This is a genomic window from Marinobacterium sp. xm-a-127 (assembly GCF_013283425.1).
Taxonomy (GTDB): domain Bacteria; phylum Pseudomonadota; class Gammaproteobacteria; order Pseudomonadales; family Balneatricaceae; genus Marinobacterium_E.
Window position 1 is genome coordinate 129,439 of the sequence record NZ_WBYH01000002.1, and the last position, 24,297, is coordinate 153,735.

A 24,297-nucleotide genomic window follows, 5' to 3' on the forward strand; every position below is an offset into this window, starting at 1 on the left:
TCTGATTTTTCGGTGTTTTCCAGATAGGCATTAAATTCTCACGGCGGATGACAGGCTGAAGGCCAGTCACCGTCAATACCGCTCACACAAAGAAGAAGGCTAGCCGACGCCAGTCGGATAGAAATGCTTTTGATCTTAGGAGATATCGCGGCCTTTTCAAGACCGCTCCAACGTTTTGAATGGATCTTGGGTCGATTAGTATCGACCCGCCATATCATCCATTGAGATCGGTTTGATCTTGCTGCCCTGTCCAGCACAGCCAAAGGCTTCGAAACGATCTTTGACGATACCTGAGGCTGCATCGCGGGCTGCGGCTAGGAATTTACGTGGATCAAACTCGCTCTTCTTCTCGGCCATCATACGGCGCATAGCACCGGTCATTGCCAAGCGAATGTCGGTATCAATATTGACCTTACGAACACCGTTCTGAATCCCTTTTACGATCTCTTCAACAGGGACACCGTAGGTCGGTTTCAGCTCGCCACCAAACTCACGAATGATCGCTAACCACTCCTGTGGCACGCTGGAACTGCCGTGCATCACCAGATGGGTGTTCGGGATTGCTTTATGAATCGCCGCGACACGATCAATTGCGAGAATATCGCCCGTCGGTGGGCGAGTGAATTTGTACGCACCGTGGCTGGTACCAATCGCAATTGCTAAGGCATCGACACCGGTTTTCTCAACAAAGTCTTTGGCTTCCTCAGGGTCAGTCAGCATTTGATCATGGCTCAAAATACCCTCAGCACCCTGACCATCCTCTTCACCCGCTTCACCCGTCTCCAGCGAACCAAGACAGCCCAGTTCGCCTTCAACCGACACACCGACAACATGCGCCATTTCACAGACTTGTCGAGTGACATCGACGTTGTATTCGTAGGTGGATGGCGTTTTACCATCGCTCATCAACGAACCATCCATCATGACACTGGAGAAACCAGAGCGGATCGACTGCATACAGACTGCAGGTGATGCACCGTGATCCTGATGCAGGACAACCGGAAGATCCGGGTGTGTCTCGATAGCCGCCAAAATGAGATGGCGAAGATAAGCCTCACCGGCGTAGGTGCGAGCGCCAGCAGATGTCTGCAGAATCACAGGACTGTCTGTTGCCTGCGCTGCTTGCATGATCGCTTGCACCTGCTCAAGGTTGTTAACGTTAAACGCAGGAACACCGTAGCTATTCTCTGCGGCGTGATCAAGTACCTGACGTAGGGATACAAGTGCCATTATTTACCTCCGAAGAGTCGATTAAGTTATTGAATTGATGGGTTAATCCACCAACTCTGAAAAGTCTTGAATGACGCGATCGGGGTTAGCCGACTCAATCGGTTCACCCATGTTGTAACCGTAAGGAAGTAACCAAACATCAATGCCTGCATTACGCGCCGTGGCCGCATCGATCGAGGAGTCACCCACAAACAGTGCATCCTCTGCTGAGATTTGCCACTGCTCAAGGCAGTCTAAAATTGACGTTGGGTCAGGCTTCTTCACTGGAAAACTGTCGCCGCTGACTACAATATCGAAGAGTTCCGTTAAGCCGTGAGCCGCTAACACACGATCGGTGTATCGGCTCTCTTTATTGGTAACCACTGCCAACTTGACCCCTTCAGACCCAAGCTTTTTAACCACCTCTAAAACATGTGGATAGAGGTAACTGGTGGTACCGCAGCAGCGTTGATAGTGCTTATCAAAGACAGGTAGTGCGCCTGCCAAAATAGGTCCAGACTCAATCTCTTCAATGGATTGGTTGTGGATGTAAGCCAGGGCTTTAATCAACAGCGCACGTGTGCCGTGCCCTATCCACGAGTTGACCTGTTCTTGAGTCACCCTTGCATAACCACACTCTTCTAAAGTGGCATTGGTGGCATCATAGATCTCCGGCGCCGTCTCGACTAAGGTACCGTCAAGATCAAATAACATCGCTTTATACATTTCTGTTACCCCTAAACTCGCTGGCGAACAGCATCAGCAACTGCGTTAGCAGTAATGCCGAAGTACTCATAGAGAACAGGAGCCGGTGCTGAATCACCAAAGCTGTCGATGCCTACAACACCACCTTTTCTGCCCACATATTTGCGCCAGAAATCGGTATGCGCTGCTTCCACTGCAACCGCAGGAAGGTCCGATGGAATCGTCTGCTCTTGGTAATCTTCAGATTGGCGATCAAACAGATTGGTACAAGGCATTGAGACAACGCGGGTTGAGATACCCTCAGCCGCTAAAGTCTCTTGAGCTTGCAACGCCAATTGCACTTCAGAACCGGTTGCCATGATCACCGCTTGTGGACTGGCCATATCAGAGAGGATGTAGCCACCTTTACGAACTTTGTCTGCATCAGAGGCCGCCTTCAGTAATTTAGGCATCCCCTGTCGTGACAGCGCTAGAGCAGAGGGACCATCCTGTCGCTCAACCGAGTGCGCCCATGCCGTGGCTGTTTCAAGGGCATCACAAGGACGCCAGACATCAAGGCCTGGAATGATGCGCAAGCTTGGAACGTGCTCGATACTTTGGTGTGTTGGGCCATCTTCGCCAAGGCCAATCGAGTCATGAGTAAAGACATGAACCACACGCTGTTTCATCAGTGCAGCCATTCGAATCGCATTACGAGAGTAATCACTAAAGGTCAGGAAGGTGCCCCCATAGGGTAGGTAGCCACCATGCAGTGCCATACCGTTCATAATCGCAGCCATACCAAACTCACGAACACCGTATGAGAGGTGGTTACCCCAGGTATCCCGACCCGCATAGGTGGCTGTTTTGAAGTTTGTCAGGTTCGAACCGGTCAAATCAGCACTGCCGCCAAAAAACTCTGGAACAAGAGGTGCGATAGCATCTAGCGCATTTTGACTCGCTTTACGGGTCGCTACGTCCCCTTCTGCTGCAGCAATCTGAGCCATGACATCGGCAATATTAGATTGATACTCGTCGCTCAACTCACCGGTCATACGACGTTTGAATTCCGCCGCTTTTTCAGGGAATGCCTTAGCATACTCAGCGAATCGGTGATCCCATTCCGCTTCAGCGGCTCTGCCTGAATCGGTGCAGTCCCAAGCGCTCTTCACGTCACTAGGAATCTCAAATGGCGCATGATTCCAATTCAGTGCAGCGCGTGTCGCAGCGACCTCGTCGGCCCCCAGTGCGGCACCATGAACGTCGTGTGTACCGACCTTATTGGGCGACCCTTTACCGATTTCGGTTTTAGTACAGATCAATGTCGGTTTGCCATCAGCTAATACCGCTTGAGCTTTGGCTGCACGAATCGCTGCATCGACAGCTGACGCATCGTGACCGTTTACATCACGGATCACATTCCAACCATAAGCTTCAAAACGTGCCGGCGTATCATCAGCAAACCAGCCTTCTACGTGGCCATCAATCGAGATACCGTTATCGTCGTAGATCGCGATGAGCTTAGACGTTCTCAGAGTCCCAGCCAGAGAGCAGACCTCGTGACTGATCCCCTCCATCATGCAACCATCACCCAAGAAACAGTAGGTGAAATGGTCCACTATGGCGTGCCCTGATTCATTAAACTCTGCCGCCAACATCTTCTCGGCAAGTGCCAAACCGACAGCATTCGAGATACCCTGACCTAATGGACCCGTCGTAGTCTCCACACCCGCTGTAATGCCCACCTCAGGGTGTCCTGGTGTCTTAGAGTGCAGTTTACGGAACTGTTTAAGTTCATCGATAGGAAGATCGTAGCCCGTTAAATGCAGCAGAGCATAGATCAACATTGAACCGTGACCATTGGAGAGTACAAAACGGTCACGGTCTGGCCAATGTGGATTGGCAGGACTGTGTTTCAAGTGACGGTTCCAAAGAACCTCTGCAATTTCTGCCATTCCCATCGGTGCACCAGGGTGACCCGATTTTGCGGCTTCTACGGCATCGATCGCTAGAAAGCGAATCGCATTGGCCATCTCATTTGCCATAGCGGCATTCGGTGCTGTTCTGTTCATCTGTTGCTCCTAGTTAGCGACGGCCTTAACCACGACCCAAGGCACGATTACGACGTTCCATCATGCGCCATACAAACGGTGTGAAGATCAACTGCATTGCAAGCTCCATCTTGCCACCAGGGACAACAATGGTATTGGCACGTGACATGAAGCTATTGCCAATCATGTTCAAGAGATACTGAAAGTCGATCCCCTTAGGATTAGCAAAGCGGATGATCACCATGCTCTCATCGGCAGAAGGGATGTCCCTAGCGATGAAAGGGTTAGAAGTGTCTACCATCGGTACGCGTTGGAAGTTCACATGCGTATGTTCAAATTGAGGGCAGATGTAGTTAATGTAATCAGGCATGCGACGCAGAATCGTATCCGTTACCGCTTCAGCACTGTAACCACGCTGATTCTTATCGCGCCAAAGCTTCTGAGTCCACTCAAGGTTGATGACGGGAACCACACCGATACGTAGATCTGGGTACTGGGCTATATCGTTCTGTTCAGTTTTCACCGCGCCGTGCAGGCCTTCATAGAAAAGTATATCGGTATCTTTATCGATCTCTTCCCAAGGGGTAAAGGTGCCTGGCTCTTGTCCGTAAGGCTCAGCCTCATCTTGGTTGTGCAGGTAGAGGCGTTTTTTACCGGTACCCGTTTCAGAGTAGCTTTTAAACAGACCTTCGAGCTCATCAAATAGGTTGTTCTCTGGACCAAAGTGGCTGAGATGTTTATTGCCCGCTGCATCGGCTTGCGCCAACTGCTTCTTCATCTCAGTACGATCGTAACGGTGGAAACTATCGCCTTCGACAATCGCGGCTTTAACATTTTCACGGCGAAAGATATTAGAGAATGTCCGAGTAACGGTTGAAGTACCTGCACCTGATGAGCCGGTAATCGCAATAATTGGGTGACGTTCTGACATAATGTTTCTCCAGGTCCAGTAACTTAATCGCGGAATAGACTGCGTTCAGCAAAGAGCGGCATATCTTCGCCTTTCTCTTCAATCGGTTCGTTGTGGTAACGCTCGATGCGCTCGACCTCGTTTTTAGAACCAAACACCAACCCTATGCGTTGGTGAAGCTCGGTCGGTTTCACATCCAGCATTGGGTAGCTGCCTGTACTGGCACGGCCACCGGCTTGCTCGATAATCATTCCGACAGGGTTCGCCTCATAAAGCAGTCTTAACTTACCGGCTTTGCTAGGATCTTTAGTGTCACGTGGGTACATGAATACACCGCCACGCATTAGGATACGATGCGCCTCCGCTACCATCGAAGCGATCCAACGCATGTTGAAGTCTTTACCGCGCGGACCGGTCGATCCCGCTAGACACTCATCTACATAACGTTTAACGGGCGCTTCCCAGAAACGGCTATTAGAGGTGTTAATCGCAAACTCTTGAGTATCTTCAGGAATGGTGATGCTGGGGTGCGTCAACATAAACTCGCCCAAGGCAGGATCAAGAGTGAAACCAACTACTCCGTTACCCACCGTAAGAATCAGCATGGTTGATGGACCATAAAGCGCGTATCCAGCCGCCACCTGCTGTGATCCGGGCTGTAAAAACACCTCCTCCTGAATAGGAGTGGTTGCATCATCCGGTGCACGAAGAATCGAAAAAATACTGCCCACCGAGACATTCACATCAATATTCGATGAACCGTCGAGTGGATCAAAAACAATCAGGTAGCGACCTTTCGGGTGACCCTCTGGGATATCCAGTGCCTCATCCATCTCTTCTGAGGCCATACCTAGAAGATGCCCGCCCCACTCTGTCGTCTTGATGAAAATGTCATTACTGAGCACATCCAGTTTTTTCTGAGCCTCACCCTGGACATTGATACTGCCGCCTGCATCTTCATTATGCTCACCGTGTAGGCCCGCTAATTCACCATAGGCTACGGCTTTAGCGATCTGCTTACAGGCCATCGCCACATCCAAAATCAAGGCGTTAAAATCACCGCTGGCACTTGGGTAACGACGACGCTCTTCAATTAGGTATTGAGTTAAGGTCGTTCTATTGGTTCTAAATGGCATATCAGTTGCCTCTTATTATTTTTGAAAATCGGTATTGTTAAGCGATCAGTCGAGACAACTGCTCTAAATTCACATCGCTTAATGAGGGAACAATTAAGTCAGCCCCTGTGAAATCATGGTGCTTGGAAAACTCATTAGGGGTTATTACAGTAGCCAATTCGGCGCCTTTAGCGGCTCTTAACCCATTGTTGGTATCTTCAATGGCTATTGCCTCTGCCGATGAGACACCAAGACGCTCCAATGCTTGAAGGTAGACACTGGGGTCCGGTTTTTTATTCGGAGCAGTTTCTGCGTTTTCGACAACGGTGAACGTCTCCTGCCAGTCATCGCCCATGGCGTGAGAGAGCAGTGCTTCGATATTGGCAGGAGTGGTCGTTGTGGCGATGGCTAGCTTTAAACCAGCAGACTTCGCGGCTTTAATTAGCTCTAAAACACCAGGGCGCATCGCAACCTCTCCGCAAGCAACCATCTCTTCATAACGAGCAGTTTTAGTGGCATGCAGCTCTGGAATGATTGAGTCGATGCGCTCTTCGCTGACTTGAACACCTCGATCAGGCCGTTGGTTCCAGTAGTGACGAATTCGCTCTTTGCCGCCCGAGACTTCAAGCAGCTCTGTATAGGTCTCTAAATCCCATAACCAAGTGAGGCCCGCTGTTTCAAAGGCATAGTTGAAAGCAGCCATATGCGCCATTTCGGTGTCTGCCAATGTACCGTCGACATCAAAAATTAACGCTTTAAGTGCCATTTAATACCTTCAGTTATATTCTTATGTTTATTTTCTATTAACTAAGAGTATTCAGTGTGCTAAGTAAGCGCAATTAAAATGAGGTTATATTAGGATTAAGAAATCACTTAACTAACAACCGACGTAAAAAAGCCCCGATGCTTTTACATCGAGGCTTACTAAATAAAAGTTAATCTGCCATCAAATCTCTATCCGCGTCCCACCCCTTTGATTTTGCATGAACAATGGCTTGTTCTTGAATATGTAGGTAACGCACTCGGATCTCATCTGGCAACTGACTGACAGAAAATCCATAATTCTCCCACTCATCATTGACCTGACGCCAGAGTGTCTCCAGCCCCTGCACTAACCAACCCTCACAACTTTCCGTTTCCGGAATCAAACCAAAAGCCCAAGCATCCCTGATGATTTTTCCGGTATCGGTCATCCCTCCGTAAAGGTCATTGTGAATGCCGACGTATGTTTTTGATTTTTGCATAACGACTCCTAACAGGTCAGGCTGGCAAATAAGCTGGGTAGCTTTTCTGGCAGACGATCAACGTTATCGACCACCGTATAGTTATTGGCCCCAAAAATTCGTTTAACATAACTATCAGCATTGGGGTCTAAGGTTAAGCAATAGGTTAAAACACCTTGGCTGTACAGCTCTTCGACAGCTTTCTTGGTATCGTGCCTAAGGTGTTGGGGATCACGCTCATCGATATCAGCTGGTTCCCCATCTGTGACCAACAGGAGCAGCTTGCGGCGTTCAGGTTGTTTCATCAAAAGACTTCCAGCATGTCGCATGGCTGCTCCCATACGAGTTGACAGCCCTCCCGTCATTCCTGCAAGACGACTTTTTGCTTCGTCATTAAAGCTCTGATTAAAATCTTTAAATTTAAAGTATTGAACATCGTGTCGACCATCAGAAGCGAATCCATGTATCGAAAAAGGATCACCGATGCCATTGATCGCGCTTGAAACCAGCGTCGCTGCTTCACGCGTCAACTCAAGCACACTTTTATCAGATCCCTCCATGGTCTCATTCGTCGACTCAGATAGGTCCAACAATACAGTCACTGCAAGATCGCGATTTTTGACAACATTACGCATTGTGATTCTGGGGTTGGGTTGTTCACCCATTCTGATGGCAATCATCGCATCGATGGCCGCATTCAGATCAATCTCATCACCATCTTCCATATTTCGCTCTCTTTGAACGCCATCCGGTGAGAGAAGATCAACAACCTGTTTAATTTTCTGCACTATCGGCTTATGTTCTTGAAAGATCCGATCAATCGTTTCTGGATCCCCTTTTTGAGCTCTTTTTTCGTACACCGTTGCCCAATCGGGTCGGTATAACTGCACCTGATAATCCCACTCCTGATAGTGGTATGGATCTGAAATAGGCTCTTTACCCCAGCGGTCATTAAAAGACTCGGTCGCTTCACCTGCATCCTCATAAGGCATGAACTCTGTCGCGCATACCCAAACTTCTTGGGCATCATCGCCCGCTAGCTCACAGTCCACCTCATTCGCCATTTCGACGGCACTGACATACTTTCTTACCTGTCGTTGCGAAGCGGGAATATACTCCAGACCATGCTCAGCTAGATTGAAAGGCTCAAACTCCCAAACAAAACGATTATCATCACGATAAGGTGTGCGCATGGACTGCAGAATACGTAGACTGGGCACCTCTTTACGGTCATCAAACAGAGCAAAAAGCGCCAGTCCTAACTGAAAGCTGATTTCAGAAGAGTCTTTTTTAGCAGAAATTTCATGATGAAACTTAGCCGATAATTCATTCAACTCTGGGTCGTCTGATCTTACTGTTTCATCCATCAGCATCAATGCAAACTGACCCAACCGCTGTAAGGTTGGGTGTTCCTCACGGCCCTCCGGCTCAATTGACAGTAACGCTTGCCAAGTGGAACGCAGTCCAGGAAAGTCTTGCATCGCACAATACTCAACCCTGGCATCTTCGATCAATGCGATAAAGAACATCTGCGCCTGACTAAGGCCGCTAGCATCCATTCGGTCAGTCGTATAACTCATATGAGCAGCAGCGTGTGCCACTTGAGCACGATATAACGAGACGCCATCCACCTGGTTGAGATCATCAACCGCATCTGGCAAATGCATAACATGATGTTCAATGTAAGGTTTAAAGTCTTCGTAATCTGCCGAGGTGGGACGAAGAAAAAAATCTCTTCCCCATAAAGCCCTTAAGTAAAAATTTAATTTGCGTTGCGCATCAATAAACAGCGTACCCTTGCGCTCTTGTTGCAGCATTTTTTGACTATCAGCGGTCTTGAGCTCGAAATAACTGACTAGATTAACAAAATCTCTTCGATAAGCATCCGCCCCAAAGTTAGCCCAACGTCGAAGTCCTGAAAGCGTCAGCTTTGATAGCAGCTCATCCATATGATTCAGCATCGGCCTAAGGCCGCGAGCTGCCTTAGCAGACAATTGATGGATGAGAGTAAGGTACCCTCTCAGCAATTCAGGATCACCAAGACGATTTGCAGCAATCGGCAGGGATTGCAATAACAGAGTAATGACTTCACCAGAGGTCATCGAAGCGAGTTTCATGGCTGCATGAATACAGTCACTCATGACATCCTCACCACACTCTTTCACGACCTGTGGCATGCATTCAATAAACGCGATCACGAGCTCTTTACCACGACCTAGATTCGCCAAACTCTGTGCACCCTCAAGATAGTCTTGTAAGGCAGGCGATGACATCACTCGTGCGGCTTCATGAAAGTGACTCTCTAAAACATCGTTCATTTCTGGAGCGATGCTCTCAAGAGATTGGCGATACTGGTCCATGTCGATACTCATCGGTGCTGCCCCTGTTAGCTCACAAAAAATGTGTTGACTGCAGCATCTAGGGTTTCTCGCATATCTGGATCATCGGTCAACGGTGTTACTAACGTCATTTTGCACGCAGACAACGGATCTACACCTTCAGCGATCATCTGCCCAGCATAGACAAGCAAACGAGTTGATATTCCTTCATCAAGGCCGTGCCCTTTCAAATTCCTCGCACGGTGGGCTATTTGAACCAATTTATTGGCGATATCAAGACCCACACCTGTCTCTTTATCTACAATTTCAGCTTCATCATAATCTTTCGGATAGTCAAAGTTCATCGCACCAAATCGCTGTTTAGTGGATTGTTTAAGATCTTTCATCAGGCTTTGATAACCGGGGTTATAAGAGATAACCAATTGAAAATCAGGGTGCGCCTCGATCAGTTCCCCTTTTTTATCCAAAGGCAGTGTTCTGCGATGGTCAGTTAAGGGGTGAATCACAACGGTGGTATCTTGTCTTGCTTCAACGACCTCATCCAAGTAACAAATTGCCCCTATTCTGGCAGCTGTCGCTAATGGACCATCCTGCCAATGGGTACCGTCCTTATCGAGCAAAAAACGTCCAACCAGATCTGAGGCCGTCATATCTTCGTTACAGGCAACCGTAATCAGAGGACGCTTCAGTTTCCAGGCCATATACTCCACAAATCTTGATTTGCCGCATCCCGTTGGCCCTTTGAGCATCACCGGCATACGTCTTGCATAGGCGGCTTGATACATATCGACCTCATTGCCTACCGCCTTATAAAAGGGTTCGTCCTTGATAATGTATTGATCCGTATTCACTGCACTCATACTCTTACCTTTTGTATCCATTGAGAGCAAAACCCCCTCATTAGAGGGGGTATCTATAGCGTTATACTGGGTTGCCTCGGTAAACCACCATCTCAGCACCTTTTGACTGAGCATAGTTGTCATAACCGACCAACCTAACGTGGTTATTAGGGTGGGCTTGGTGGCAAGCTTCAGCCTCATTCAGAACTCGATCAACGTCGGTCTCACCGAACAGTGGCAACTTCCACATGTACCAGTAGTGATCGAACGCATTCTCTGGCTCTGTATGCTCTATCGCCGGGTTCCATCCTTTAGACACGATGTACTCAACTTGCTTTCGAATTTGTTCAGCATTCATCTCAGGCAGGTAAGAGAATGTCTCGAATTTACGGCTATTCACATCACTCAGGCTTGATGCGTAATCTTGCATTTCACTCATCATCTATTCCTCAACTCTAATAAGAGCTCAATTTATTAAGGAGGGTCTCTAAGGAACCCTCCCATTACTTTATTTATGAGAGACGTCTAACTTATCGACCGTATCGAATTCAAACTTGATCTCTTTCCAGGTTTCCATGGCAACTTTTAGCTCAGGGCTGTGCTCGGCTGCAGAGAGAAGGATTTGTTTACCATCTTTCTCAAGTTCAGCACCGTGATTTCGCGCTTCAACACAGGCTTCAAGAGCCACACGGTTCGCAGCTGCACCTGCGGCATTACCCCACGGGTGACCCAAAGTACCACCACCAAACTGTAGAACTGAGTCATCACCAAAAATGTTAACCAATGCAGGCATGTGCCAAACATGGATACCGCCCGAGGCAACCGGAATAACACCCGGCATAGATCCCCAGTCTTGATCAAACATAATGCCGCGACTGCGATCCTCTTTTGTAAAAGAGTCACGCATTAGATCGATCCAGCCCAAGGTCGCCTCACGGTCACCTTCCAACTTACCAACCACCGTGCCAGAGTGAAGATGGTCACCACCGGAAAGACGAAGCATCTTAGTCAGCACTCGGAAATGGATACCGTGATTAGGGTTGCGGTCTAGAACAGCGTGCATGGCACGGTGAATGTGCAACAACATGCCATTTTCACGACACCAATTTGCTAGACCTGTGTTAGCGGTAAAACCACCGGTCAGATAATCGTGCATAATGATCGGGGCGCCGATCTCTTTTGCGTATTCGGCACGCTTATACATCTCTTCCGGAGTTGGAGCTGTCACGTTCAGGTAGTGACCTTTACGCTCACCCGTTTCAGCTTCGGCTTTTTCAATGGCTTCCATGACAAAATCAAATCGTTGTCTCCAGCGCATGAACGGTTGAGAGTTAACGTTCTCATCATCCTTGGTAAAATCGAGACCACCGCGAAGACACTCATAAACTGCTCGTCCGTAGTTTTTGGCTGACAAACCCAGCTTAGGCTTGATGGTGCACCCCAACATTGGACGACCGTATTTGTTCATAATGTCGCGCTCTACCTGAATGCCGTGCGGTGGTCCACCACAGGTCATTACATAGGCGACTGGAATACGAACATCTTCCAATCGCAAAGAACGCACTGCCTTAAAGCCAAATACGTTACCAACAAGAGAGGTCAATACATTGACAACAGAGCCCTCTTCGAACAGGTCAATTGGGTAGGCAATGAATGCGTAGAACGCCTCGTCATTACCAGGAACATCCTCGATAGCGTAGGCGCGGCCTTTATAGTACTCAAGATCAGTGAGCAGATCTGTCCACACGGTCGTCCAAGTACCGGTAGAAGACTCTGCCGCAACCGCTGCTGCCGCCTCTTCACGTGGCACTCCATCTTGTGCAATTACCTTAAAACACGCCAGAAAGTCCGTATCTTTTGGTGTGTAATCGGGCATCCAATACGTCTCACGGTACTCCTTTACACCTGCTTGATAGCTTTTTGCCATGGTCAATTTCTCCTGTTGGATTAAACCTTGATTATTGTTGTGCTGTTTGAGTGCCAGGCTGAAATCAACTTAGCAATCGCATAGGAGAGACGTTATGGGAAAGTAATGTTAAGAACAACACAAACTTTCTTATCAAAATGATAAGTGATTACTTAACATTAATATTCAATCAGGAATTAAATAGATACTGTTTACATTAAGGTTAAACTTAACTATTTTGAATAAACCACAATAAATAACTCAAAGCATTAATCGGAGGAGCCAGTGCGTAATACAACCTTTCGTCAGCTCAGAGTCTTTAATGAAGTCGCAAAACAGCTGAGTTTCATTAGAGCCGCGGAATCTCTTCACCTAACTCCCCCGGCGATTACCATGCAAATTAAAGAGCTTGAAAGTAACGTAGGCATGCCGTTGTTTGATCGTGCTGGCAAAAAAGTCACGCTAACCACAGCAGGTGAATATATGCTGGTCTACGCTAGAAGAATCCTAGCGACCGTTAAAGACGCTGAAGATGCTGCAGCAAGATTAATTCACGCAGAAGCTGGAACAATTACGATAGGGATTGTTAGAACCGCAAAATACTTCATGATGCACCTTATTTCTGAATTCATTGAAGAACATAAGAGTGTCGACATAAAGCTATCGATTGGTAATCGTGAACAGCTGCTCAAATCTTTGCAAAACAATGAAGTTGATCTCGCTATTATGGGTCGACCACCCAAAGAGATGCGGACCCGAAATGAACCCTTTGCGGCTCACCCTCACGTTTTTGTGGCCGCGCCCACAAACCCGTTATTTTTAAGAAGCCTGGATGAGCGGTTAACACCCGAGGAGCTGCGAGATATCCCGTTTATTGTTCGTGAAGAGGGCTCAGGCACACGAGCAGCGATGGAACGCTTTTTCGAGGGGAGAAGTATTGAACCGCATTATAAGTTTGAACTGGATTCCAACGAAATGATCAAACAGGCCGTAATGGCCGATCTGGGGATAGGATTTGTGTCACAGCACACTGTCGGTTTAGAACTGGAGCACCAAAAATTGGGAATACTCAATGTCGATGGCGCGCCGATTGTTCGAGCCTGGAACCTTGTGCATACACAATCGAAGGTACTCTCCCCTGCTGCAGAAGCGTTCCGATACTTTATGCTTGAGAGAGCAGAGAGTTTCCTAGCTGAGCAGTTTGGGCGGTTAGAGTAGATTTGCGCGATCTTTTCTTTAAGATCTAAGTGTAATTAGAGATGCGAATCGCGTTGCGATTCGATCGGGGTTTCAGCTGAGCTGAATTCCCTCCTACAATAGGACTTCGCAATAAGCCCGCAACGGAGTCCTACTGTAGGAGTGTATTGCCCGTAGGGCAAACCACGAAAATATCCCGAAACAAGTCATTGATGCGATACTGAACCGTGAAAAACCATCGTACTCACTCTCTATCGGACGTGGAACGGGGTGCCAGATTCGAATCTGGCACTGTTGGAGCGGTCTTGAAAAGGCCGCGAAGGGTATTAAATTAAGCTTAGCTAGTAACACAGGTGTCTGGCTTTAGCCTGACATCCACTTTCTCAGCGTTTTCCAGATTAGTAGCAAATCTTACCTGCGGATGACAGGCTGAAGGCCTGTCACCGACAAGACCGCTCCAACTCAGATTACTTACGTGCTGCCTTAAGTGTATCCGCAATCATAAACGCTAACTCAAGTGACTGGTCAGCATTGAGGCGTGGGTCACACTGGGTGATGTAGCGCTCTGCCAGGGCTGATTCTGTGATTTGGTAGGCGCCACCGACACACTCGGTTACATGGTTACCGGTCATCTCAAAGTGAACACCACCTGCGTAGCTGCCCTCTGCCTTGTGAATCTCGAAGAAGGATTTCATCTCAGAGAGAATCGCATCGACCGAGCGGGTTTTGTAACCGCTGCTAGCTTTTACCGTATTGCCGTGCATCGGGTCGTTGCTCCAGACAACATTCACGCCCAGATCATTCACAGCACGCACTAGCTGTGGAAGGTGATCGCCGATCTTATCGGCACCCATGCGGGCAATCAGATTGATACGACCCGCTTCGTTCTCTGGGTTTAGAATCTCTAATAGACGTTTTAAATCATCCACTTGAGTGGTTGGGCCCACTTTTACACCGACCGGGTTTTGAACACCACGCAAGAACTCAACGTGCGCATGATCAGGCTGACGAGTCCGATCACCAATCCAGAGCATGTGCGCTGAACAGTCATACCAACCGTTGGTCAAACTGTCTTGGCGCGTCAACGCCTCTTCATAAGGCAGCAACAGTGCTTCGTGTGAGGTGTAGAGCGTTGTCTCAGATAGCTGCGGTGTATTGTCTGAATTCAATCCACAGGCCGCCATGAACGACAACGCTTGATCGATCTGTGCGGCTAGCGCTTCATACTTTTCATGCGCAGGCGACTGAGACACGAAGCCTTGGTTCCATTTATGAACCTGATGCAGATCGGCAAAGCCACCACGTGAGAAGGCGCGCAGTAGGTTTAACGTTGCTGAGGATTGATGATAAGCCTTCAACATACGCTCAGGATCTGGAATACGCGCTTCTGCCGTGAACTCGGCCGAGTTGACGTTGTCACCACGGTATGAAGGTAGCTCGACACCATCAATCGTCTCAGTATCGCTAGAGCGAGGTTTAGCGAATTGGCCAGCAATTCGCCCTACTTTTACTACAGGACAACTACCCGCGAAAGCCAACACAACGGCCATCTGCATTAGCAATTTAAAGGTATCTTTGATCTTATCAGCACTGAACTCGTTAAAGCTCTCTGCACAGTCACCACCCTGTAACAGAAACGCTTCACCACGACTGACACGTGCTAGATCAGCTTTTAAAGATCGGATCTCTCCTGCAAAAACCAGAGGTGGCTGTTGTTTCAGCTCAGCCTCAATCGATTGCAGTGCCGTTAGGTCTGGGTAAGTCGGTAACTGTTTAACCGGCAGATCGCGCCAGCTATTGGGCGTCCATACGCTCATGTGAAAAATTCCTTTAGGTGGTGATTAAAGAGGTTTCTAGTCTACTAAATTAATGCCAACAACTGCAGTAGGTAGAGCCCGAAAGTTATCGTGATCATCGACACAAAGGTCGTCAGAACGATGATGTTGGCGGCAAGTTCATCGTCATCACCTGCAATTTTGGCCATCACATAACTGGCAGCCGCGGTAGGAGATGCTAGGAACAGAAACAGAGTCCCTAACTCCATTCCACTGATACCCAAGTAGGCGCCAATGGCCGTGAACAGCAGTGGTACCCAAATCAACTTGACCAGCGTAGCATTGACGGCCAACCAACCTGACAGACGAAAGGCTTTTAACGACAGCGTTGCGCCAATGCAGAGCAGTGCTAGTGGCAGTGACATAGACCCGAAGAGTTGAGCCGACTCCTCTACCCAGAGTGGCAATCGCAGATGCAAGAGTGACAGCAACGCACCGATTAACACCCCAATAATCATCGGGTTCAGCACCACCTCTTTCGCAACCACCAATGGTGTAGGACGATAGCGTGTACTGAAGACCGAAAAGAGCACGACCGAAAGACCGTTGTTTAGGATTCCCGCTAAACCAGCCATTAATCCGGCCACTTGCAGCCCCTCATTGCCATAAAGGCTCAATACCAGCGCCAGTGCGATAATGCCGTGATTACCTCTGAAACCCGCCTGAATAAAAACAGCACGCTGATCCGGTCGAATCCAACGATAGGCGATAAATCCCATGAGTATGACGACTGCGAAGTTCGCCAGGATGTAGTAGCCAAACAGAACGGAATCAAGCAGTCCAACCACGTCCGCTCGGTAGGTAGCTAAACCTAACAGAGTAGGCAGGGTTGCTTTGTAGACCAACATCGAGGCGCCACTGATGAAACCATCACTCAACAGGTTAAATCGTTTTAGCAGCAATCCGATGATGACCAGGGAGAAAATGGGGGCCGTAACAGCAAATATTTGAGCAAACAGCTCGAAGTGATTCATGCGATTCCAAGTCCATGTGGAGTAGACGTCTATTATGGCCGATACCGCACCTGCGAAACAGATAAAAACTGTGATTTTTTCTCTACTTACCTGCCCTAATCACTGATTGATCGCTACAATAGAATCTTTCTCATGCTATTTTCACTGGAGTCCAGGATTGTCAGGTCTAGATCAGTTTATTGCCCCAACTAAAGCCGGTGATTTGCGCCGTATTGGTGATGTAAAAGGGGCCGCCACCGGTTGGCTAATCGATCAGATACGCGACAAGCATCAGGGACCTATTCTGATGCTCTGCAACGACAGTGAGAGCGCTAGCCGTATTCGTCGTGAGATACGATTTTTTGCCGGTGACTCTCTGCCTGTGATGCTCTTTCCAGACTGGGAAACCCTAGCTTACGATAGCTTCTCCCCACACCAGGATATTACTTCCACTCGCTTAGAGACGCTCTACCGACTTCAAGGTTTAAAGTCAGGTGTCATTGTCGTGCCTGCTTCGACGGCAATGCAGCGTGTCGCCCCTAAAGAGTTTGTCAGTGGCAATGTCTTCTGGCTTGAGAAAGGTCAGCAATTAGACGCCGACAGGATGCGAGAGCAACTGATCGATGCAGGGTATAACCTGGTCGACACCGTCTATGAGCACGGTGAATTTGCTGTACGTGGCGCCATTATTGATCTCTACCCTACTGGCACTAGCGCGCCTCTTCGTATCGACCTATTTGATGATGAGATCGATACTCTAAGAACATTCGATCCGGAGACACAACGCTCCATTGAACAGATCGAGCGCATTCGCATTTTGCCGGCGCGTGAATACCCTTTTCACTCCAACGCGATTGATGGCTTTAAACAGCGTTGGCGTCAACGATTTGATGTCGATTATGGCAACTGCCCTATCTACCAGGACATCTCAAGCGGTTTAGCACCGGCGGGTATCGAGTACTATCTGCCGCTCTTCTTTGAGCAGTGCTCTACCCTGTTCGATTACCTTCCTGAATCAACCCTAGTGATTCAGCAGAAAGGGATACTGGAGGCCGCATCACAATTCCACAGCGGTGTGGTAAGTCGACATAACGAACGCCAAGGCGATATCACTCGCCCAATTTTGACGCCAGATGAGCTCTTTTTAACACCGGATAACTTGGCAAGTGACCTAAAACGTTGGCCTGGAATACGTCTATGCGCTGAACCAGAGGAGGTTAAACCGGGGCGTGAAAATATTGGTGCGACTGAGCCACCCAGTTTAAGCACCTCTCCCACTGCGGCAGAGCCTCTGCGCCCACTGGCCAATCACCTAGAGAAAGCGTCCACTCCAGTTCTCATTCTTGCTGAGTCGGCGGGCCGTCGTGAATCTCTATTAACGCAACTGCAAGCGATGTCGATCAAGCCTGTGCAACTCGACAGCTGGCAAGCGTTTCAAAACAGCAATGAGTCACTCGCAATAAGCGTTGCACCGCTTGAACAGGGTCTTGCCATCAGTGATCAATTTGAGGTGATCTCAGAGGCACAGCTATTTGGCAATCAGGTCTTCCAACGTCGTCGTCGCCAGCGTGAACAGAGCGATGCCGACCAGGCCGTTAAATCGCTGTCTGAACTGAGCGTCGGGAATCCTGTGGTCCATATTGATCACGGCGTAGGACGCTATCTCGGTCTGCAGACGATCGATTTGGATGGATCAGCCACCGAGTTTCTGACACTGCAATACGCTAATGATGCCAAACTCTATGTTCCGGTCTCCTCTCTGCATCTGATTAGCCGTTACACGGGTGCCAGTGAAGAGTCTGCACCGCTGCACCGTCTTGGCACAGAACAGTGGTCCAAAGCGCGCCGTAAAGCGGCCGAGAAAGTGCGTGATGCTGCTGCAGAGCTGTTAGACATCTATGCACGTCGTGCCGCTCGCCAGGGCTATCAGTACAGCATTGATGATGCGATGTATGATCAATTCTCACGTGCATTCCCATTCGAAGAGACGCCGGATCAAGCGATGGCCATTGAGGCGGTGCGCCGAGACATGCAAGCCGTCCAACCTATGGATCGTCTAGTCTGTGGTGATGTTGGCTTTGGTAAAACTGAAGTGGCTATGCGGGCCGCCTTCATTGCGGCACAAGCTGGCAAACAGGTCGCTGTATTGGTACCAACTACCCTGCTCGCCCAACAGCACTTTGAGAATTTCCGTGATCGTTTCGCCGACTGGCCCATGGAGGTCGATCTGATCTCTCGCTTCAAAACAGGCAAACAACAAGATCAGATCGCAGCCAAGGTAGAGGCGGGTCAGGTCGATATTTTGATTGGCACACATAAACTGATACAGGGTGACCTGAAATTCAGCAACCTAGGGCTGTTGATTATCGATGAGGAGCACCGTTTTGGGGTCCAGCAGAAAGAGAAACTCAAGTCGCTTCGCTCTGAGGTTGATATTCTCACGCTGACCGCGACCCCTATCCCTCGTACGCTGAACATGGCGATGTCGGGCATGCGTGATCTATCGATCATCGCGACGGCACCGGCTAAGCGTCTATCGGTTAAAACCTTTGTGCGTCAATCAGATCCAGCGCTGATTAAAGAGGCCATTCTGCGTGAGTTGCTTCGCGGTGGTCAGGTCTACTATCTGCACAATGAAGTGAAAACCATTGAACAGACCGCTAAAGAGTTGGGTGAGCTGATTCCAGAGGCCCGTATTGGTATCGGCCATGGCCAGATGCGTGAGCGTGAACTGGAACAGGTGATGAGTGACTTCTATCACAAGCGATTCAACGTATTGGTCTCCACCACCATCATCGAAACCGGTATCGACGTTCCTAACGCCAATACGATCATCATCGATCGCGCTGATAAATTTGGTCTGGCTCAATTGCACCAGTTGCGTGGACGAGTCGGTCGTTCGCATCATCAGGCTTACGCTTACCTGCTTACACCGCACCACAAGGCGATGACTTCAGATGCCACCAAACGTCTGGAGGCGATTGTCGAAGCGAGCACTCTAGGGGCAGGCTTTACCCTAGCAACCCACGACCTTGAGATACGGGGTGCCGGTGAGCTGTTAGGTGAAGAGCAGTCGGGTCAAATGCAGACAATTGGTTTCTCCCTCTACATGGAGATGCTAGAGCAAGCAGTAGAGTCGATTAAAGAGGGTAAAACACCCAACTTTGATCAGCCTCTTCATCACGGCTGTGAAGTAAACTTGCACCTACCGGCACTGATTCCCGATGACTATCTGCCGGATGTGCATAACCGATTGACGCTCTATAAACGCATTGCCAATGCAGCCAATGACGAGGAGTTGCGTGAGCTTCAGGTGGAGATGATTGATCGCTTTGGTCTGCTACCAACGCCTCTTCAGAACCTAATTCGACAGACTTCAATCAAGTTGCGGGCTGAAAAACTCGATATTATCAAGTTGGATGCTGGCGCTGGGTCAGGACGCTTGGAGTTTGCTGAGGAGACCTGTGTCGATCCTTACACCCTTGTAAAACTGGTGCAGACACAGCCAAAGGTCTATAAACTCGATGGGGCTACCGCGTTTAAGTTCAGTGTACCGATGGAAAACAGTGAAACTCGATTCCAGACAGTTGAAGCGCTGCTTGATACACTGACACCGGCAAGTGATTGATTTGAACCTTCAGGAGCATATTAAAGTGAGAGTGATTGCAACGACCCTTTTGCTATTGGCTGGTATCGGCCAAGCCGTGGCTGACGATGAGGCGGTCAAGCTAGCGGTTGCCCCTGAACTGATCAGTGAAGAGAGTCTCTACACTGTTGAAGTGGTTATTTTCAAACAGGCTGAAGCCGACAAAGAGAGCGAAACCTGGCCTGCCGACTTAGAAAGTATTGAATTCACCAACGCTGAGCTTCCTCTCGTCAATGATGGCGAACCCTTAGCCCTGAATGAAGAGTTGCCAATAACCACCTTTGCATTGACTGAACAAGCCAATCGATTGGCGCAAAAAGGGTATGAGCTGCTCTACCACAATAGCTGGCTGGATCAGTTTAAACCTGGCGCTAACCGCACCACTCTGTTATTGGATGCATTTGGAAACTTCGAAGGTACATTACGCATTGAGCGTCAGCGTTATCTGCATATCTACCCATCGATCAACTACTACCCTAACGGTTTAAGCTTGACCGACGAGCCCGCTGAAACGATCCGTTTTGAGGAGTCACGTCGCATGCGATCGAAGGATCTGCACTACATCGATCACCCCGTTCTGGGAATGCTGGTACTCTTTAGACCGGTCGAAGCGGTTGAGATGGAGGTCACCGATCTGGTGACCTCAACAGAGACAGCAAACACCGTAAACTAGTTCGACGGCGCCTCATTCGGGGCAATATGAATCGTAGAGGTTGGGAAAGCGATCTCTGCGCCACGCGCTTCAACCAGATTGATAATCTTAACCAGTACATCCTGCTTAACCGAGTGGAACTCCACCCAGTTAACCGTTTTGGTAAAGGTGTAGACCATGATATCGATTGATGAGGCACCAAAGTGGTTCAGGTTTACGATCAGAGTTTGGCTCTGATCGATGTCAGCATGGCTCTGCAACATCGATTTAATATCTGCAACAATCTGCTCAACCACAGCCGCATCGTCATAACGAACACCAATGGTTTCATAGATACGACGGTTGGTCATACGCGATGGATTCTCAACGGCAATACTGGCGAAGGTTGAGTTAGGGACGTAGAGCGGTCGTTTATCAAAGGTGCGAATTCGGGTTAAGCGCCAGCCGATCTCTTCAACTGTACCCTCAATCTCTTTGTCGGGGGAGCGAATCCAATCCCCCACTTTGAAGGGGCGATCCATGTAGATCATCAACCCACCGAAGAAGTTAGCCAGTAGGTCCTTTGCGGCAAAACCGACAGCCAAACCACCAACACCACCGAACGCTAGTATGCCTGAGACACTGACGCCCAAATGTTGAAGCAGCACCAAACCCGCAAACAGAAGGACGGTTAATCGCAGTAGTTTTGCGACCGCATCAGCGGTGGTTCGATCAACACCAGGACGACCAGAAACGCCATCCACTAACTGCTGCTCAACCCGCTTAATTAGACGGATCAACGTCCATGCCGCTAACAGAATATACGCTAGTGAGCGCAAAGATTGCGTCAGAACCAGGTCTATCTCGTCCAGTGCTCGAGCGGCAATATCGAGTGAGAGCGTAATACCCACCACCCAGACTAGAAGACTTAAAGGGGCACGCACGGTATCAATGAATACCTGATTCCAAACGGACGAGAGATTGTTGATAAAGGGAATCAGTCGATTCAACAAAGTATTGCTGACTAGAGAGACGATCAGTGTCATCAACAGAATCACAGCGCCTTGTAGCAACCACTGATATTGATTCAAGGCAGGAATAGCATTTAACAGTGGGTTAAGCACCCAACTCAACAATTCAGTCACTTAAAAACTCCAATAAACAATCAGTTAGACCAACTCTTTCGCCATCGTTCTTACGCGAGCCAATCGTTCAGAATCACTCGGGCGCTTAGGTCTAGCACGCATTCTTACAATTCGATCAGAACCAGTGTGCCCAAGGTTGGTTAGGTGCTGCAACACCTCTTGCGCACGCTCGGGTGCGTTGCAGACAAGCACCATGTCACAGCCAGCTGCCAGCGCGGCGTCGGCTCTATCAGAATAACTGCCAGTCTCTGCTGCCCCCTCCATAGAGAGATCATCACTGAAGATCACGCCATCAAAACTTAATCGCTCACGCAGTTGGCGTTGCAACCAAAACTCTGAGAAGCCTGCGGGCTGTGAGCAGACACTGGTATATTTAATATGGGCCGGCATGACCGCATCCAAGCCGCGTTTAATCAACTTGGCAAAGGGCTGTAGGTCTTGAGCATCTATCTCAGCAAAACTGCGCTGATCTTCTGGAAGACCCAAATGTGAATCCACCTCCACCCAGCCATGCCCTGGAAAGTGCTTACCCGTGGTCGCCATGCCCGCTTCATGCATGCCTGACATGAAGGCTCCCGCCAGTGCTTCAACCTGTTCGCTATCGCTGCCAAACGAACGGTCGCCGATCACCTCTGAGTGGCCGTAATCGAGATCTAACACAGGGGCGAATGAGATATCGATGTCATAGTCGCGCAACTCTGTAGCCATCAACCAGCCAAACTCATGAGCCCAAGCGACCGCTTTGCTAGGGTTCTCTTGCCAAGCCTCACTGAATACTCGCATTGGTGGCAGTCGGGTGAAGCCCTCTTTAAATCGCTGTACACGACCACCCTCTTGGTCGACAGCCACTAACAGGTCAGGACGGACCTGACGGATCGACGTCATAAGTTGTCGAAGTTGTGCAGGGTTTTGGTAGTTACGAGCAAAGAGAATCAACCCTCCCACTTGGGGAGACTTGAGAGTCTCAACCTCAGCGGGCGTTAACTCAGTCCCAGCAATATCCAGCATTAGGGCGCCACTGCTCATTACTCTCTCCAATTAAGCCGTAATATTTACGATCATGTTGTTGTTGACCTGATCAAACAGCTCAATCAGATCCTGGTTTCTCATTCGGATGCAGCCGTGTGATTTAGGCACCCCCATCGGCTCAGTGTCAGGTGTGCCATGGATGTATATGAAACGACTTAGTGTATCGACCTGACCACCACGATTGAAGCCGTACTCCATACCCTGTAGCCAGATGATTCGTGTCAAAATCCAATCTCGTTCTGGGTACTGCTTGGCTAGCGTTTCTGAATAGATTTCACCGGTTGATCGACGACCAACAAAGACACTGTTGGTCGGTGCAGATTCGCCAATTTTAAGCTTTACTTTGTGCTGCCCAAGCGGTGTACAGCCTGACCCTTTAATATTCCCCGGCCCGTTTAAAGCCGTTGAGACGCTCCAACTCTGCTCACCCGAATCGGTCAGTAACCTTAAGGTTTGATCAGCAATGGAGATCTCAATACGACTCATCAGCGCGCCCAGAAACGGCTCTGTGTCAGGCTCGACCACGCTTTACCAGCAACGCCAGTGACAGCAGAGATACCAAAGTGTTCGAGGCGCTCTTGTAGGCTCTGCTTCACCTGATAGCTCACTTTGTAGATATCAGCGTCATCGGCGGCATTAACCAGATAGTCATCACTGGTCTCTATCTGATCAATAAGACCATTGGCAATGGCGCGACGACCAAACCAGACTTCACCCGTCGCCACTTTCTCAATGTCTAAATCCGAGCGGTAGTCAGCGACAAACTCTTTGAAAAGAGCGTGCGTATCCTCTAGCTCCTCAACAAACTTTTCACGACCTTTATCAGTGTTCTCACCAAACATCGTTAGAGTTCGCTTGTAATCACCGGCCGTTAAGACTTCGTAATCGATGTCATTCTTCTTAAGAAGGCGATGAAAATTGGGGATCTGTGCAACCACACCAATGGAACCGATCAGTGCAAAGGGAGCTGCGACAATTTTATTGGCGATACATGCCATCATATAACCACCGCTGGCAGCCACTTTATCGACACACACCGTCAGTGGAATCTGCTTACGACGAATGCGCTCTAGTTGTGATGCAGCCAAGCCATAGCCATGCACCAATCCACCAGGGCTCTCTAGACGAACAACCACTTCGTCGACCTCTCTTGCAAACGTCAGAACCGCTGTGATCTCTTGGCGCATCTTGTCGACTTCAGAGGCTTGGATGTCGCCATCGAAGTCGATGACATAGATTCGTTTGCGATCCTCTTCTGCTTGAGCATCGGACTTGGCCGCCTTTTTACGGGCTTTAGCCTCCTCTTTATCCTGCTTCTTTTGCGCTTTATGCATCTGTTTGAGGCGATGCTCATCCAATATATGGTCTTCTAACGTCTCTTTTAGCTCGGTGAAGTGATCATTAAGCGACTCGACTTCAATCTCTCCGTCGTTAGGCTTACGACGTTTTTGAGCCGCCGCTGCAATCATCGCAAGCACCAGCCCAATCGCAACCACCCAAGTGACCGTTTTAGCTAAGAAAAGACCATATTCAGAAAAAAACTCGACCACTGATTACCTCGTAAGAAAGTCGATTAACAGAGAGG

20 protein-coding genes are annotated in these 24,297 nt (G+C 49.0%); 3 read left to right on the top strand and 17 right to left on the bottom strand.

The window, feature by feature from the left end; genetic code table 11:
• Nucleotides 1–195: 195 nt before the first annotated feature.
• From fba to XMA127_RS04815, 11 genes are all read right to left on the bottom strand, one after another.
• Entirely contained in the window at nt 196–1,230 is a 1,035-nt protein-coding gene (gene fba / locus XMA127_RS04765) for a class II fructose-bisphosphate aldolase (protein WP_173498957.1), read from the bottom strand.
• A gap of 42 nt (nt 1,231–1,272) precedes the next feature.
• On the bottom strand, nt 1,273–1,935 hold the full coding sequence (gene gph, locus XMA127_RS04770; RefSeq protein WP_173481512.1) for a phosphoglycolate phosphatase: 663 nt from the start codon (nt 1,933–1,935) through the stop codon (nt 1,273–1,275).
• 11 nt (nt 1,936–1,946) lie between these two features.
• A complete protein-coding gene (gene tkt, locus XMA127_RS04775) occupies nt 1,947–3,965 on the bottom strand; it encodes a transketolase (protein WP_173484257.1) in 2,019 nt (672 codons plus the stop codon).
• Nucleotides 3,966–3,990: 25 nt separating this feature from the next.
• Nucleotides 3,991–4,875 carry a phosphoribulokinase gene (locus XMA127_RS04780; protein ID WP_173481514.1) on the bottom strand — a complete coding sequence of 295 codons (885 nt, stop codon included), beginning with the start codon at nt 4,873–4,875 and terminating at the stop codon, nt 3,991–3,993.
• Nucleotides 4,876–4,898: 23 nt separating this feature from the next.
• Nucleotides 4,899–5,990, bottom strand: a complete 1,092-nt coding sequence (locus XMA127_RS04785; RefSeq protein ID WP_173484258.1) for a class 1 fructose-bisphosphatase — start codon at nt 5,988–5,990, stop codon at nt 4,899–4,901.
• Between the two features lie 37 nt (nt 5,991–6,027).
• Complete coding sequence (locus XMA127_RS04790; protein WP_173484259.1) at nt 6,028–6,735, bottom strand: HAD-IA family hydrolase; 708 nt, start codon at nt 6,733–6,735, stop codon at nt 6,028–6,030.
• A 169-nt stretch (nt 6,736–6,904) separates the two neighbouring features.
• Nucleotides 6,905–7,213 (bottom strand): hypothetical protein, encoded by a 309-nt coding sequence (locus tag XMA127_RS04795; RefSeq protein ID WP_173481517.1) that lies wholly within the window; start codon nt 7,211–7,213, stop codon nt 6,905–6,907.
• 8 nt (nt 7,214–7,221) lie between these two features.
• Nucleotides 7,222–9,564 carry a nitric oxide reductase activation protein NorD gene (locus tag XMA127_RS04800; RefSeq protein ID WP_173484260.1) on the bottom strand — a complete coding sequence of 781 codons (2,343 nt, stop codon included), beginning with the start codon at nt 9,562–9,564 and terminating at the stop codon, nt 7,222–7,224.
• 14 nt (nt 9,565–9,578) lie between these two features.
• Complete coding sequence (locus XMA127_RS04805; protein WP_254442905.1) at nt 9,579–10,412, bottom strand: CbbQ/NirQ/NorQ/GpvN family protein; 834 nt, start codon at nt 10,410–10,412, stop codon at nt 9,579–9,581.
• 40 nt (nt 10,413–10,452) lie between these two features.
• Nucleotides 10,453–10,809, bottom strand: coding sequence for a ribulose bisphosphate carboxylase small subunit (locus XMA127_RS04810; protein ID WP_173481520.1), 357 nt, complete (start codon nt 10,807–10,809; stop codon nt 10,453–10,455).
• 69 nt (nt 10,810–10,878) lie between these two features.
• Nucleotides 10,879–12,297 carry a form I ribulose bisphosphate carboxylase large subunit gene (locus tag XMA127_RS04815; RefSeq protein ID WP_173481521.1) on the bottom strand — a complete coding sequence of 473 codons (1,419 nt, stop codon included), beginning with the start codon at nt 12,295–12,297 and terminating at the stop codon, nt 10,879–10,881.
• Nucleotides 12,298–12,561: 264 nt separating this feature from the next.
• Here XMA127_RS04815 and XMA127_RS04820 point away from each other — a divergent pair, with 264 nt between their 5' ends.
• Nucleotides 12,562–13,494 (top strand): LysR family transcriptional regulator, encoded by a 933-nt coding sequence (locus XMA127_RS04820; RefSeq protein WP_173481522.1) that lies wholly within the window; start codon nt 12,562–12,564, stop codon nt 13,492–13,494.
• A gap of 446 nt (nt 13,495–13,940) precedes the next feature.
• Here the strand turns inward: XMA127_RS04820 and XMA127_RS04825 are convergent, their stop codons facing one another.
• Both XMA127_RS04825 and XMA127_RS04830 read right to left on the bottom strand, forming a co-directional pair.
• Complete coding sequence (locus XMA127_RS04825) at nt 13,941–15,290, bottom strand: class II 3-deoxy-7-phosphoheptulonate synthase (RefSeq protein ID WP_173498958.1); 1,350 nt, start codon at nt 15,288–15,290, stop codon at nt 13,941–13,943.
• Nucleotides 15,291–15,334: 44 nt separating this feature from the next.
• The gene (locus tag XMA127_RS04830) at nt 15,335–16,282 is read right to left on the bottom strand and encodes an AEC family transporter (protein ID WP_173483146.1); all 948 of its coding nucleotides are present in this window, start codon (nt 16,280–16,282) and stop codon (nt 15,335–15,337) included.
• A gap of 157 nt (nt 16,283–16,439) precedes the next feature.
• On the opposite strand from XMA127_RS04830, the gene mfd reads away from it, so the two are divergent.
• Nucleotides 16,440–19,889, top strand: a complete 3,450-nt coding sequence (mfd, locus tag XMA127_RS04835; protein ID WP_173481525.1) for a transcription-repair coupling factor — start codon at nt 16,440–16,442, stop codon at nt 19,887–19,889.
• Between the two features lie 25 nt (nt 19,890–19,914).
• On the top strand, nt 19,915–20,580 hold the full coding sequence (locus tag XMA127_RS04840; RefSeq protein WP_173481526.1) for a CsiV family protein: 666 nt from the start codon (nt 19,915–19,917) through the stop codon (nt 20,578–20,580).
• Here XMA127_RS04840 and XMA127_RS04845 read toward each other — a convergent pair.
• The 4 genes from XMA127_RS04845 to sohB are packed head-to-tail and all read right to left on the bottom strand — an operon-like array spanning nt 20,577 to nt 24,262.
• On the bottom strand, nt 20,577–21,683 hold the full coding sequence (locus XMA127_RS04845) for a mechanosensitive ion channel family protein (RefSeq protein WP_371731441.1): 1,107 nt from the start codon (nt 21,681–21,683) through the stop codon (nt 20,577–20,579). The two genes, XMA127_RS04840 and XMA127_RS04845, sit on opposite strands and share 4 nt — an antisense overlap.
• Before the next feature lie 24 nt (nt 21,684–21,707).
• The gene (gene nagZ / locus XMA127_RS04850) at nt 21,708–22,709 is read right to left on the bottom strand and encodes a beta-N-acetylhexosaminidase (RefSeq protein ID WP_173481527.1); all 1,002 of its coding nucleotides are present in this window, start codon (nt 22,707–22,709) and stop codon (nt 21,708–21,710) included.
• 12 nt (nt 22,710–22,721) lie between these two features.
• Complete coding sequence (locus XMA127_RS04855; RefSeq protein ID WP_173495416.1) at nt 22,722–23,198, bottom strand: L,D-transpeptidase; 477 nt, start codon at nt 23,196–23,198, stop codon at nt 22,722–22,724.
• A complete protein-coding gene (gene sohB, locus XMA127_RS04860) occupies nt 23,198–24,262 on the bottom strand; it encodes a protease SohB (RefSeq protein WP_173495415.1) in 1,065 nt (354 codons plus the stop codon). The genes XMA127_RS04855 and sohB overlap by 1 nt, the downstream gene beginning before the upstream one ends.
• Nucleotides 24,263–24,297: the final 35 nt, after the last annotated feature.